The following is a 13,139-nucleotide window of genomic DNA, read 5'->3' on the forward strand; positions in this document are numbered from 1 at the left end:
GAGCGGGCGGCGGGGCAGCACCATTGCGGTGATCGGCGACTGCCCCATAGAAAGCGTCCATGAGAAGACGCGTCATGTCCATGCTCGCCGGAGCGGCCCTCGCGGCGAGCGCCCTCCTCGGCACCGGCCCGGCCGCGGCCGCCACGCCCCCACCGGAGTTCGGGAACGACTGGCACGACCCGGTCACCGCCGCGCCGCCCGTGCCGAAACCGCATACCAAGTCCTGCGAAGTGACGGTGGCCGAAGCGCAGTTCAGGGACTTCACGCCGTACAGGGGTGACTACGCCCCTCCGGAGAAGTGCGGCAAGGGCGACTGGGGCAAGGTGGTCCTGCGGCTCGACGGAAAGGTCAAAGGGCGCCAGTACGACCGTCTCGGCTACCTCCGCATCGGCGGCGTCGAAGTCTTCCGCACGTCGACTCCGCAGCCGTCCGTCGACGGCATCACCTGGTCCGTCGAGAAGGACGTGACGCGCTACAGCGACACCCTGGCCCGCGCCCAACAGGTCGAGATGCTCATCGGGAACGTCGTCAACGAGACCTATACCGGGATCATCGACGTCAAGGTGAAGCTGACGTTCTACCAGCAGCCGAAGGCGGCTGCCGCCGCCCGCGAGACACCTGACCGGATCATCCCCCTCGGTGAGGGCGCCACCGGCGCCACCCTCACCACCCCGCGCAACAGCGAACGCGTCGTCGCCGAGGTGTACGCCACAGGCTCCGGCGGAGGCTGCGAGGAGTACTGGTACCTGACCGTGCCCGACGCCGCGCCCTACTCCTGCAAGGCTGACAACGGCCCCTACCGCGAGGTGCAGGTCAAGGTCGACGGCCGGCTCGCGGGCATCGCCGCGCCGTTCCCGACCGTGTGGACCGGCGGCTGGTCCAACCCCTTCCTCTGGTACGTGATCCCAGGACCGCGCGCCTTCGACATCAAGCCCATCGAGTACGACCTGACCCCCTTCGTGGGCACTCTCAACGACGGCCGCCCGCACCGGGTGGAGGTCTCCGTCGTCGGCGTACCCGAGGCACAGACCGGCTGGAGCACGCCGGTCAATGTTCTGGTCTGGCAGGACGAGAAGAGCGACCACGTCACGGGCGGGCTGACCCGCCACAAGGAGGGCGACCTCGCCAACAAGTCGACCTACACGCCCGGTTCGGGCGACGAGGCGCACCGGCTCGACACGGAGGGCGGCCACCGGCTCAGCGTCTCGGGGTATGTGAACACGTCGCACGGCCGCGTGGCGACGACCGTGACGCGCACCCTCGCGAACACGTCCGTCCACCGCTGGACCGACGGCGAGTCGACGGACGCGCTCAAGGCCACATGGACCGACCGCGAGACGGTCACGACGGGCCGTCGCGCCACGCGCACCGACCGGACGTACACCATGGACGGCACCACCACGCTCGGGGCCGGCGACCGGCTGCGGACCGCGATCTCCCTCGGGGACCGCGCCGAGAAGGTCACGGAACGGGGAGGCCGGCGCACCGGCTGGTCGGTGCTGGACGACCGTTACGACGGCGACGCGACGTACACCGCCAACGTCCCGCGCGATCAGCGGCACGCCGTCGGCACATCGCGCGAACGCTACCGGCTGGTCGGCGACACGGGCTGCTACGACCGGACCCTCTCCACGGTCCAGGGAACCCTGACGGAGGACCGCCGGCGCTGCTGACCGGAGAAGCCCCTCAGGCCCGGTGACGGGCTCGGTGACATGAACCCCGCCACCGAGCCCGCCCAAGCCCCTCACGCCTTCGGCTTCTCCGAGTCCACTCCCGGCCGTGCCTTCTTCCACAGTCCGCGAGTGAAGTCCGGGATCGCCTGCGGCGCGCCCTTCGCCTTGATCGACAGATGGCTCAGCGGCACGGGCGCCGTCCACGTCGCGGCGTCGTACACATCGAAGTCCGGCACCAGGCCGAGCTGCATGGTCTGCATCAGCCGGAAGATCATGAGGTAGTCCATGCCGCCGTGCCCACCGGGCGGGTTGGAGTGCTCCTTCCACAGCCAGTGGTCGAAGTCGGCGTACTTGGAGAAGTCGGCCCACTGGTCGTTCGTGTGGTCCGGCTCGATGTAGATCCGGGCGGGGTAGTCCTCGAAGACGCCCTTCGTGCCGCCGAGGCTGTTGATGCGGCTGTAGGGGTGGGGTGTCGAGACGTCGTGCTCCAGACGGATCACCCGCCCCTTCGCCGTCTGGACGAGACTGATGGTGCGGTCGCTCTCGATGTACGTCTCCTTCCAGCTCGGGTCACCCGCGGGCATGTGCGCCTTGCGGTACTCGGCGAGGCCGAGCGCGGGCGTGCCGAAGCTGGAGATGTGCGTGACGCGGTCGCCGCGGTTGACGTCCATGTAGTTGGCGACCGGGCCGAAGCCGTGGTTCGGGTAGAGGTCGCCGCGCAGCCGGGTGTGCCACAGGCGCCGCCACGGCCCTTCGTAGTAGTCGGGGTCGAACATCAGACCGCGCAGGTCGTGGTTGTAGGCACCCGCCCCGTGCAGCAGCTCGCCGAACTTGCCCGCGTGCGCCATGCGCAGGACACGCATCTCGTTCTTGCCGTAGCAGCAGTTCTCCAGCTGCATACAGTGCCTGCGGGTGCGCTCGGACAGGTCGACGAGCTGCCACAGCTCGTCCAGGCGCATGGCGATGGGACACTCCACACCGACGTGCTTGCCGTTCACCATCGCCGACTTGGCCATGGCGAAGTGGAGGTCCCAGGGCGTCGCCACGTACACGAAGTCGATGTCGCCGCGCTTGCACAGGTTCTCGTAGTCGTGCTCGCCCTTGGTGTACGTCGCGGGGGCGGGCTGGCCCGCTGCCGTGACCTTCTTCGCGGCGGCCGCGGTTTTGTCCTTGACCGGGTCGCAGAGTGCGACCACACGGACGCCCGGTATCGCGAGGAACAGGTCGATCATGCTGCCGCCGCGGTTGCCGAGCCCGATGATCCCGACCCGCACCGTGGAGCGCCGCTCGAACGGCACGCCGATCATGGTGTCGCCCTTGCGGGCGGGAGCCTCGGCCGTCGCGGTGTCCGAGGCCGGGGCTGCCGCGGCCGGGGCGGCGGGGGTGTCGGCGTGTGCCGTGCCGCCCGCGAAGGCGCCGACTCCGAGCCCCGCGCCGGCGAGGCCCGCGGTGCGGAGCACCGTGCGGCGGGAGTGGCCGTCTCCCGGCGTGCTCCCGGTGCCGTCGTCGGGGGTGGTGCCGTCAGGGGTCGGGGTGGCGTTCTCGTCGTGCATCGGACCTCCGTAGCTGAATGTCGGCTGGTCTCTACCACTGGGGCGGAAGCCACCCTGGTGGTGGCCCGGCCGGGACGCAAGAGACAGGAGGTACCGAAGAGTTGGACTTATCGAGAGGCATCGAAAGGTATCGAGAGGGGTAGCAGGGAGTGCGGGAGATGCCGGTCACGGACGCGTCGCGCGCTCCAACTCCAGGAGTACGGAGTAGTAGCCGCGACCCGTCGCGTGGTCCATGCCCACCTCGCACATGCGGTTCGCCGAAAGGTGCGCGTCGAAGGGGCGGGACGTGACCTCCGCCGCCTCCTTGCGTGTGGCCGATTCCGTGAGCTCCTTGTGGAGCATGCCGCGGTCGCCCGCGAAGGCGCAGCATCCCGCGTCGTCCGGCACGACCACTTCGTCCGCGCAGGCCTCGGCTACGGCCCGGAGCTGCGGCTCGTCTCCGAGGTGCTGCATGGAACAGGTGGGGTGCAGCACGGCGGAGCCGACCTTGCGGTGCACGGTCAGGTGGGGGAGGAGCTCGTCGGCGGCCCAGACGATCGAGTCGACGACCGTCAGCTCCCGGTGCAGCTCGCGGTTGTCGGCGGTCAGGTAGGGCACGACCTCGTGCGCGATGCCGAGGGTGCAGGAGGAGGCGTCGACGATCAGCGGCAGGCGGCCGCCTGCCGTCCAGCCCCAGACCGCCTCGACGATGCGATTGGCCATGACCCTGTTTCCGGTGTCGTACCCCTTGGAGTGCCAGATCGTCGCGCAGCACGTCCCCGCGACATCGTCCGGAATCCAAACCGACTTCCCCGCGCGCGTGGAGACGGCGACCACGGCCTCCGCCAGGGAACGGTCGCCCGGCCCGGCGAAGATGCGGTTGACGCACGCCGGGTAGTAGACGGCCGAGGCGCCGACGCGTGCGGTGTGCGGCAGTTCGCGTGCGGCGGCCCCCGGGATCTGCGGCAGCCACTCGGGGACCAGGTCCGGACGCACGGCCTTGCGGGTGGTGCGGGTCACCGCGGTCAGCAGTCGGTCGCCGATCCTGTCGGCGGCGGCCACCGCCAGCCGCGCGGACGCCTCGACGGCCTTGAAGTTCCTCGCGGCGAGAGCGGCCATCCTCTCCTCGCGGGGCGAGTGCCGCGCGTGCCGGAAGTCCTTCATCAGGGCCCCCGTGTCGATGCCCACCGGGCAGGCGATTGCGCAGGTCGAGTCGCCCGCGCAGGTGTCCACGGCGTCGTAGCCGTACGCCTCGACGAGGGCGTCCTCGACGGGGGAGCCCGCGGGCTGGCGCATCATCTCGCGGCGGAGCACGATGCGCTGGCGCGGTGTCGTGGTCAAGTCCTCGCTGGGGCACGTCGGTTCACAGAAGCCGCATTCGATGCACGGGTCGGCGATCGGCTCCACCTTGGGGATGGTCTTCAGGCCACGCAGATGAGCCTGCGGATCGCGGTCGAGGACGATGCGGGGCGCGAGCACACCGTCCGGGTCGATGACCTGCTTGGTGCGCCACATCAACTCGGTCGCCCTGGGGCCCCATTCGAGCTCCAGGAAGGGCGCGATATTGCGTCCCGTGGCGTGCTCGGCCTTGAGGGAGCCGTCGAAACGCTCCACCGTCAGGTGGCAGAAGTCGTCCATGAACGCGGCATAGCGCTCCACATCGGCGGGGACCGCCGCGTCGAAGGCGAGCAGGAAGTGGAGGTTGCCGTGCGCCGCGTGGCCCGCGACGGCGGCGTCGAAGCCGTGCCGCGTCTGCAGGTCGAGCAGCGCTTCACAGGCCTCGGCGAGCCGCCCCGGCGGGACGGCGAAGTCCTCGGTGATCAGCGTCGTCCCCGAAGGGCGGGAGCCGCCGACAGCGGTGACGAACGCCTTGCGTGCCTTCCAGTAGCCGCCGATCGTCTTCGCGTCACGGGTGAACGCGTTCGTCACCGAGGGGACGGGCGCGACCAGTTCGAGCCCTTGAAGGACCTGGGTGGCCGCAGCTTCGTACACCTCCTGCGCGGCCTCGTCCGGGGCGCGGAACTCCACCAGGAGGGCGGCCGTGGACTTCGGGAGGCCGGCCCAGTCGGCGGGCACGCCCCGCACGCTGACCGATGCGCGCAGAGTGTTGCCGTCCATCAGCTCGACGGCGAGCGCGCCTGCCGCGTTGAACAACGGCACCGCGGCGGCGGCCGCGGGCAGCGAGGGGAAGAACAGCAGGGCGGTCGTCGTGTGCCGGTCCAGAGGCAGCGTGTCGAAGACGACTTCGGAGATGAAGCCGAAGGTGCCCTCGGAGCCGACCATCAGGCCGCGCAGGATCCGCACGGGCGTCGCGCCGTCGAGGAAGGCGTCCAGGCGGTAGCCGTTGGTGTTCTTGATCGCGTACTTGGCGCGGATGCGGGCCACGAGCTCGGCATCCGCCTCGATCTCCCGCTTGATGGCCAGCAGGCCCTCGCACAGCGCCGGTTCCGCGTGCGCCAACTGCTCGTCGGCGTCCGGCTCGGCCGTGTCCACGACCGTCCCGGAGGGGAGGACGAAGGTCAGTGAGGCGAGCGTGCGGTACGAGTTGCGGGTGGTGCCGGCCGTCATGCCCGACGCGTTGTTCGCGACGACGCCGCCGACGGTGCAGGCGATCGCGCTCGCCGGGTCGGGGCCGAGCACCCGGCCGTACCGGGACAGTGTGGTGTTGGCGCGCACGACCGTCGTGCCAGGACCGATGCGGGCGCGCTCGCCCTCGCCGAGCACCTCGACGCCCGACCAGTGCTTGCGCACGTCGACGAGGATGTCCTCGCCCTGCGCCTGGCCGTTCAGCGACGTGCCCGCCGCGCGGAAGACGACTTCGCGGCCCTTGCCGTGCGCGTACGACAGGACGGCCGACACGTCGTCGATGTCCTCGGGGACGACCACGACCTGGGGCACGAAGCGGTAGGGGCTGGCGTCCGACGCGTACTTCACGAGGTCGGAGATCTTCGTGAGGACCTTGTCCGCGCCGAGCAGCGCGGTCAGTTCGGAGCGCAGCGGCTCAGGGGTGCCGCCGTCCCGCAGGTCCGGCACGCGGTCGTGCGACGCCGCGCGCGACGCGGGATCGGGGCGCAGGGCGTCCGGCTCGGGCTCCAGCAGTGGCATGAGCTCTCCTCGACGATTGCGGCGTGCTCGGCGTATGTGGCCGTGTGCTCGGCGCCCGGCGGCGGACGGTGTCAGCAGCGACGGACGTCCGGCACGTCGAACAGCGCGTTCAACAGGACGCCCAGCTGGGCGCGCTGCTCGGTGTCCAATGGAGCCAGGATGTCCTCAGCGGCCGCGCGGCGCGCGCCGCGCAGCTCGCCGAGGGCCTTGAGCCCGGCGTCGGTGAGTTCGATGCGGATCACCCGGCGGTTGGTGGGGTCGGGTGCGCGTCGCACGAGATCGGCGGCTTCCAGGCCGTCGACCAGGGTGGTCACGGCGCGCGGCACGACTTCGAGGCGCTCGGCGAGGTCGGCCATGCGCGGCGGGGTCTCGTAATGCGCGAGGGTGCGCAGCAGGCGGGACTGGGCGGGCGTGATGCCGATCGGCACCAGATGACGCTTCTGGATCCGCTGCAGCCTGCGGGTCAGCCGCAGCAACTGTTCGGCGAGCAGGCCGTCTGGGTCCGGGGTGTTCATGCGGGAACATTATCAGGACCTTGTGCATTGTGAGTATAGGTAACAGTGAGCTATGCTCCCTGAGTCATCGTCGTCCGAAATCCCGAAGGAGCCCATGCGTCACGACGACCCCACCTGGACGCCGCAGCCCCCCGTCCCCGGCGAGGAGCCGCAGCCGCGCCAGATGCGCCGCATCCTCCGCCTCTTCCGGCCGTACCGAGGCCGCCTAGCGATCGTGGGCCTGCTGGTCTGCGCCGCGTCGCTCGTCTCGGTGGCGACCCCGTTCCTGCTCAAGGAGATCCTCGACACCGCCCTGCCGCAGGGGCGCACGGGCCTGCTGAGCCTGCTCGCGCTGGGCATGATCCTCAGCGCGGTCGTCACGAGCATCTTCGGCGTCCTGCAGACCCTGATCAGCACATCCGTCGGCCAGCGCGTCATGCACGACCTGCGCACCGCGGTCTACGGCCGGCTGCAGAGCATGTCCCTGGCCTTCTTCACCCGCACCCGCACGGGCGAGGTCCAGTCCCGGATCGCCAACGACATCGGCGGCATGCAGGCGACGGTCACCTCCACCGCCACGTCCCTGGTCTCGAACCTCACGAGTGTCATCGCGACCGTCGTCGCCATGCTCGCCCTGGACTGGCGGCTCACGGTGGTCTCGCTCCTCCTGCTGCCCGTCTTCGTGTGGATCAGCCGCCGCGTCGGCCGTGAGCGCAAGAAGATCGCCACACAGCGCCAGAAGCAGATGGCCGCGATGGCCGCGACGGTCACCGAGTCGCTCTCGGTGAGCGGCATCGTCCTCGGCCGGACCATGGGGCGAGCCGACTCCCTCACCCAGTCCTTCGCTGCGGAGTCCGAGCGACTGGTCGACCTGGAGATCCGGTCGAACATGGCGGGCCGGTGGCGCATGGCCGTCATCTCGATCGTCATGGCCGCGATGCCCGCCGTCATCTACTGGACCGCGGGCATCGCCTTCCGGACGGGCGGCCCGACGGTCTCGATCGGCACGCTCGTCGCCTTCGTCTCGCTGCAGCAGGGCCTGTTCCGCCCGACCGTGAGCCTGCTCTCGACCGGTGTGCAGATCCAGACGTCGCTCGCACTCTTCCAGCGCATCTTCGAGTACCTCGATCTGCCCATCGACATCACCGAGCCGGAGAAGCCGGTGCACCTCGACAAGATCAAGGGCGAGGTCCGCTTCGAGAAGGTCGAGTTCCGTTACGACGAGAAGTCGGGCCCCACGCTCCAGGACATCGACATCGTCATACCCGCGGGCGGCAGCCTCGCCGTGGTCGGGCCGACCGGCTCCGGCAAGTCGACCCTGAGCCATCTGGTGCCCCGGCTCTACGACGTCACGGCAGGACGCGTCACCCTCGACGGGGTCGACGTGCGCGACCTCGACTTCGACACCCTCGCGCGTGCCGTCGGCGTCGTCTCCCAGGAGACGTATCTCTTCCACGCCTCGGTCGCGGACAACCTCCGCTTCGCCAAGCCCGACGCCACCGACGAGGAGCTCGCGACCGCCGCCCGCGCCGCCCAGATCCACGACCACATCGCATCCCTCCCCGACGGGTACGACACGGTCGTCGGCGAGCGCGGCCACCGTTTCTCCGGCGGCGAGAAGCAGCGCCTGGCCATCGCCCGCACCCTCCTGCGGGACCCGCCGGTCCTCATCCTCGACGAAGCGACCAGCGCCCTGGACACCCGCACGGAGCGAGCCGTGCAGGAGGCCATCGACGCGCTGTCCGCGGGCCGGACCACCCTCACCATCGCCCATCGCCTCTCCACCGTCCGCGGCGCCGACCAGATCGTGGTCCTGGACGCCGGTCGCACCGCGGAGCGCGGCACTCACGAGGAGCTCATGGAGCGCGACGGCCGTTACGCCGCCCTCGTCCGAAGAGACGCCCAACTGGAGCCGGTGACGTGAAGATATGCCAGGAATATGAGCATTTGCGGGTTACCGTGCCCGCATGCAGACCAAGACTCCGAGACGGGGCACGACTCAACTGACGCGCCGGGGCCGGATCGTCCTGATCGCGACCGGAGCCGCCGTCGCGGCAGCCGCTGTGGCGGTGCCGCTGCTGCTTCCTGACGACGACGCACAGACCGAGACCCTGACCATCCCGGAAGGGTGGCGTTCGGGGCAGGTGTACGCGGCCGTGGACAAGGCCCTCGGGGTGCCCGCCGGCACCACGAAGAAGGCTCTCCCGAAGGCCGGCCTCAAACTCCCCCGCGATGCCGGTGGCAACCCCGAGGGGTACCTCTTCCCGGCGACGTATCCGATCGACTCCCAGTCGACTCCGGCATCCGTCCTGTCGTACATGGTGAACACGGCGAACAAGAAGTTCGGCGCCGGCCAGGTCACGGCGGGCGCAGAGCGGAATGCCGTCAACCTCTACCAAACCGTCACCATCGCGAGCATGATCGAGGCCGAGGCGGGCTCCAAGGAGGAGATGGGCAAGGTCGCCCGGGTCATCTACAACCGCCTTGACCAGGGCATGCCGCTGCAGATGGACTCCACCATCAACTACGCGCTCAACCGCTCCACACTGGCGACCAGTGAACGTGACACCAAGATCAGCAGCCCGTACAACACCTACGCACGCATGGGTCTGCCGCCCACGCCGATCGGCAACCCCGGAGAAGAGGCGATGCGGGCGGCCATCAACCCGACTCCGGGGAACTGGCTGTACTTCGTGACGGTAAAGCCGGGGGACACGCGTTTTACGGCGAGCTTTGAGGAACACCAGAAGAACGTGGGGGAGTTCAACAAGGAGAAGTAGCAGGAGGCCAGGGCGAGTCAGGGGGACTCGCCGGGGATCGGCTTCTCCTTGACCTCAACCGTGGTTCAGGTACAACGCTTTTCTCAACCGTACCGCTCAGTATGCAGGAGGAGCCGACCATGGCCGCACCGATATCACGCGCCTTTCCCGACGTCCGGCGCGCCGACGCCGGGACGATCCTCGTCAGTTCGTGGACCCTGCCGGCCCCGGGGGTCCAGAAGCAGGCCGCGGACCTGGTGATCGAGGAGTGGGAACACCAGGAACGCCCGGCGGCGATGCTGTCGTTCACCACATTCCTCAGTGAGAACGGCCGTGAGGTACTCAATTACGCGCAGTGGACGGATGACGACTCCCACCGCGAGTGGGCACGTGCGGCCCAGAACAGCGAGGACATGAGCAGGGTCGACCGAATGGTCCTGGGCATCGAGCGGCCCGGGGAGGTGCGCTATTCCCTCTATCGCAGCTACGCGACCGAGGAAAGGGCGGAAAGCACCCCCGGCGCACTGGTCACCCCCATCTTCGAGACCGACGGCCCGGACCGGCAGCGCGCCTTCATCGACGGCGTCGTGGCGATCCTGGAGCGGACCCGCCCGCCCGGTCTCCTCGCGGCCCATTTCCACACGAGCAAGGACGGCCGGCTGGTGCTCAACCACGGGGAGTGGCGGGACATGTCGGCCTGGCGGCGCTTCACCGAGGGAGGCGGCACCGTCGAGCTGGGCGTGATGATCGACGGCCTGGAGGGCGTCACTCCGGCCCCCACCCAGCCCAGCGTGCCGCGCTACCTCCCGTACAAGAGCCTGGTGAACGTCGCCGCACCCTGAACCGCCGCTCCCGGAGCCGCCGTCCGACCTCTTGTGCCGCGCTGAGCGGCGCGAGAGGCTGGCATGCGCTCCCCGCAGAACCACGGGCAACAACCGCACCGCGCACCGCACATGATCCGACCCCTTCTGGTCAACGAAAGGTTCAGGTGCACCGGGAATGAGAATGCCCTCCCGTCGGCGACAGGCAGCGGTGCTGCTGTCCGCCGCGCTGACCGCCACCGGCCTGCTCGGCGCCACTCCCGCCACTTCCGTCACGTCCGCCACTCATGAGGCGTCCGGGGACTCCGTCGGATCCGCCGGTTCCGTCGGCTCCACCACCCCCGGCAAGAAACTGCGGCTTGCGAGCGGCTCGGAGAATGCCGTGCCGAACGGCTGGATCGTCGTGTTGAAGGAACCCGGGTCGGGGAACAGGGGCGCCGCGGTCGGCTCCTCCGCCGTGCCCGGCGTGGCGCGCGAGCTCGTCGGCCGGGCCGAAGGGGCGCGGCTCGGGCACGTCTACCAGGCGGCGCTGCGCGGCTTCTCCGCCCGGATGAGCCGTGCACAGGCCGCCGAGCTGGCCGCCGACCCCCGCGTCGCCTACGTCCGCCAGGACACCCGGGTCCGCATCGACACCCCACCTGCTGCCCCGCCCCGGACGGCGGCCGACGGGGTCTCCACCCGCGAACAGACCCAGCCCGACGCGCCCTGGGGACTGGACCGCATCGACCAGCGGCGCCTCCCGCTGTCCACCACGTACACCTACCGCACCACCGCTCCCGGCGTGAGCGTGTACGTCATCGACACCGGGCTGCGGACCACGCACACGGAGTTCGGCGGCCGGGCCTCGGTCGGGACCGACACCGTGGGCGACGGCCGGAACGGCAACGACTGCAACGGCCACGGCACCCACGTGGGAGGCATCGCCGCGGGCGCGACGTACGGCGTGGCGAAGCAGGCCCGCCTGGTCGCGGTACGGGTCCTCGACTGCCAGGGCTCCGGCACCATCTCGGGCGTCGTCGCGGGCGTCGACTGGGTGACGGGGAAGGGCGCCAGGCCCGCGGTCGCGAACATGAGCCTCGGCGGCGCGGCCAGCGACGTCCTGGACAGCGCGGTGCGGCGCTCCATCCGCTCCGGGGTCACCTACACCGTCGCGGCGGGCAGCTCCGGACAGGCGGGCGGCGCCTGCAGCACCTCGCCCTCACGGGTGGCCGAGACGATCAGCGTCGGCGCCAGCGACCGGAGCGACCGCCGGGCTTCCTCCTCCAACCACGGCAACTGCGTGTCCCTGTTCGCGCCCGGCGTGCAGATTCCCTCCGCATGGAAGGACGGCGACACCGCGACCGCGACTCTCAACGGCACGTCGATGGCCAGCGGGCACGCGGCAGGCGCCGCCGCGCTCCACCTCGGTTTCCGGCCCACGGACACCCCGGCGCAGGTCAAGCGAGGCCTGGTCGACAACGCCACCACGGGGGTGCTGCAGGGCACCCCACCCGTCACACCCGACAAGCTCCTCTACACGCTGTACCTGCCCTAGAACGGGGTACCGCCCTAAGGCGGGTCACGCCGCGACCGGCGCCGCTGCCAGCAATCGCCGGATGTCGCGCACCGCCGCACGGCCCGCGCGGTTGGCACCGATCGTGCTGGCCGACGGCCCGTATCCCACGAGGTGGACGCGCGGGTCGGCGGCGGCCCGGGTGCCTTCCAGCCGGATGCCGCCGCCCGGCTCGCGCAGCCGCAGCGGCGTCAGGTGGTCGACCGCCGGGCGGAAGCCCGTCGCCCAGAGGATCACGTCGGCGTCGACACGTCGGCCGTCGTCCCACTCGACGCCGGTCGGCGTGATCCGGTCGAACATCGGCAGCCGGTCGAGGACGCCGTCGGCCCGCGCCCGCCGGATCGCGTCGTTCACCGGCAGCCCCGTCACCGACACCACGCTCCGCGGCGGCAGGCCCCGGCGCACGCGCTCCTCGACCATGGCGACGGCCGCACGCCCCCAGTTCTCGTCGAACGGCCCCTCGCGGAACACAGGCTCACTCCGGGTGACCCAGGTCGTCGCGGCCGAGTACGGGGCGATCTCCATGAGGTGCTGGGTGCCGGACGCGCCACCGCCCACGACGATCACCCGTTGCCCCTCGAACGCCTCGGGCCCGGGGTAGACGGCCGTGTGCAGCTGCCGCCCGCGGAACGTGTCCTGGCCCGGGTAGCGCGGCCAGAACGGCCGGTCCCAGGTGCCCGTCGCGCTGATCAGCGCCCGCGTCGACCAGGTGCCCGCCGACGTCTCGACGAGCAGCTTGCCGCCGTCGCCCTCGCGGACCCGGCGCACGTCGACGGGCCGCCGAACCCCCAGGTCGAAGCGGCGCTCGTACTCTTCGAAGTACTCAGCGACGACCTCCGACGACGGACGCGCGGGGTCTGCGCCCGTCAGCTCCATGCCGGGGAGCGCGTGCATGCCATGCACCTTCGCGTACGTCAGGGAAGGCCAGCGGAACTGCCAGGCACCGCCGGGCCGGGGAGCGTGGTCGAGGACCACGAAGTCCCGGTCCGGCGTGAAGCCGGCCCGCCGCAGGTGGTAGGCGCTGGACAGGCCCGCCTGCCCGGCGCCGATGACGACCACGTCCACGTCGTGCACCGCGTCGTCCGCCGGTTCCGGCGCCGCTTCCCGTACCGCCGCCGGGGCGGCCGCGTCTCGTACCCCGATGTCGTTCACGTTTCTACTAACTTCGTCGAGGTCCGGGATCTTCCCGCCGAGTCGGATTTC

9 protein-coding genes are annotated in these 13,139 nt (G+C 70.5%); 5 read left to right on the forward strand and 4 right to left on the reverse strand.

Annotated elements, in window-relative coordinates:
• Positions 1–59 precede the first annotated feature (59 nt).
• Positions 60–1,673, forward strand: coding sequence for a peptide-N4-asparagine amidase (locus tag AB0H82_RS03900; RefSeq protein WP_362988459.1), 1,614 nt, complete (start codon positions 60–62; stop codon positions 1,671–1,673).
• A 71-nt stretch (positions 1,674–1,744) separates the two neighbouring features.
• Here the strand turns inward: AB0H82_RS03900 and AB0H82_RS03905 are convergent, their stop codons facing one another.
• The 3 genes from AB0H82_RS03905 to AB0H82_RS03915 all read right to left on the reverse strand — a co-directional run bounded on the left by AB0H82_RS03905 (position 1,745) and on the right by AB0H82_RS03915 (position 6,825).
• Positions 1,745–3,226 carry a Gfo/Idh/MocA family oxidoreductase gene (locus AB0H82_RS03905; protein ID WP_362988461.1) on the reverse strand — a complete coding sequence of 494 codons (1,482 nt, stop codon included), beginning with the start codon at positions 3,224–3,226 and terminating at the stop codon, positions 1,745–1,747.
• A 165-nt stretch (positions 3,227–3,391) separates the two neighbouring features.
• On the reverse strand, positions 3,392–6,310 hold the full coding sequence (locus AB0H82_RS03910; protein WP_362988463.1) for an FAD-binding and (Fe-S)-binding domain-containing protein: 2,919 nt from the start codon (positions 6,308–6,310) through the stop codon (positions 3,392–3,394).
• A gap of 71 nt (positions 6,311–6,381) precedes the next feature.
• Positions 6,382–6,825, reverse strand: a complete 444-nt coding sequence (locus AB0H82_RS03915) for a MarR family transcriptional regulator (RefSeq protein ID WP_362988465.1) — start codon at positions 6,823–6,825, stop codon at positions 6,382–6,384.
• 163 nt (positions 6,826–6,988) lie between these two features.
• On the opposite strand from AB0H82_RS03915, the gene AB0H82_RS03920 reads away from it, so the two are divergent.
• From AB0H82_RS03920 to AB0H82_RS03935, 4 genes are all read left to right on the forward strand, one after another.
• Positions 6,989–8,728: an ABC transporter ATP-binding protein gene (locus AB0H82_RS03920; protein WP_362988828.1), complete on the forward strand. Its 1,740-nt coding sequence runs from the start codon at positions 6,989–6,991 to the stop codon at positions 8,726–8,728.
• A 43-nt stretch (positions 8,729–8,771) separates the two neighbouring features.
• Positions 8,772–9,584, forward strand: a complete 813-nt coding sequence (gene mltG, locus AB0H82_RS03925; protein ID WP_362988467.1) for an endolytic transglycosylase MltG — start codon at positions 8,772–8,774, stop codon at positions 9,582–9,584.
• Positions 9,585–9,703: 119 nt separating this feature from the next.
• Entirely contained in the window at positions 9,704–10,405 is a 702-nt protein-coding gene (locus AB0H82_RS03930) for an antibiotic biosynthesis monooxygenase (RefSeq protein WP_362988469.1), read from the forward strand.
• Between the two features lie 157 nt (positions 10,406–10,562).
• Positions 10,563–11,918 carry a S8 family peptidase gene (locus AB0H82_RS03935; protein WP_362988471.1) on the forward strand — a complete coding sequence of 452 codons (1,356 nt, stop codon included), beginning with the start codon at positions 10,563–10,565 and terminating at the stop codon, positions 11,916–11,918.
• A gap of 24 nt (positions 11,919–11,942) precedes the next feature.
• Here the strand turns inward: AB0H82_RS03935 and AB0H82_RS03940 are convergent, their stop codons facing one another.
• Complete coding sequence (locus AB0H82_RS03940; RefSeq protein ID WP_362988831.1) at positions 11,943–13,010, reverse strand: NAD(P)-binding domain-containing protein; 1,068 nt, start codon at positions 13,008–13,010, stop codon at positions 11,943–11,945.
• Between the last annotated feature and the right edge of the window lie 129 nt (positions 13,011–13,139).

Source organism: Streptomyces sp. NPDC050732 (genome assembly GCF_040654255.1).
Taxonomy (GTDB): Bacteria; Actinomycetota; Actinomycetes; order Streptomycetales; family Streptomycetaceae; genus Streptomyces.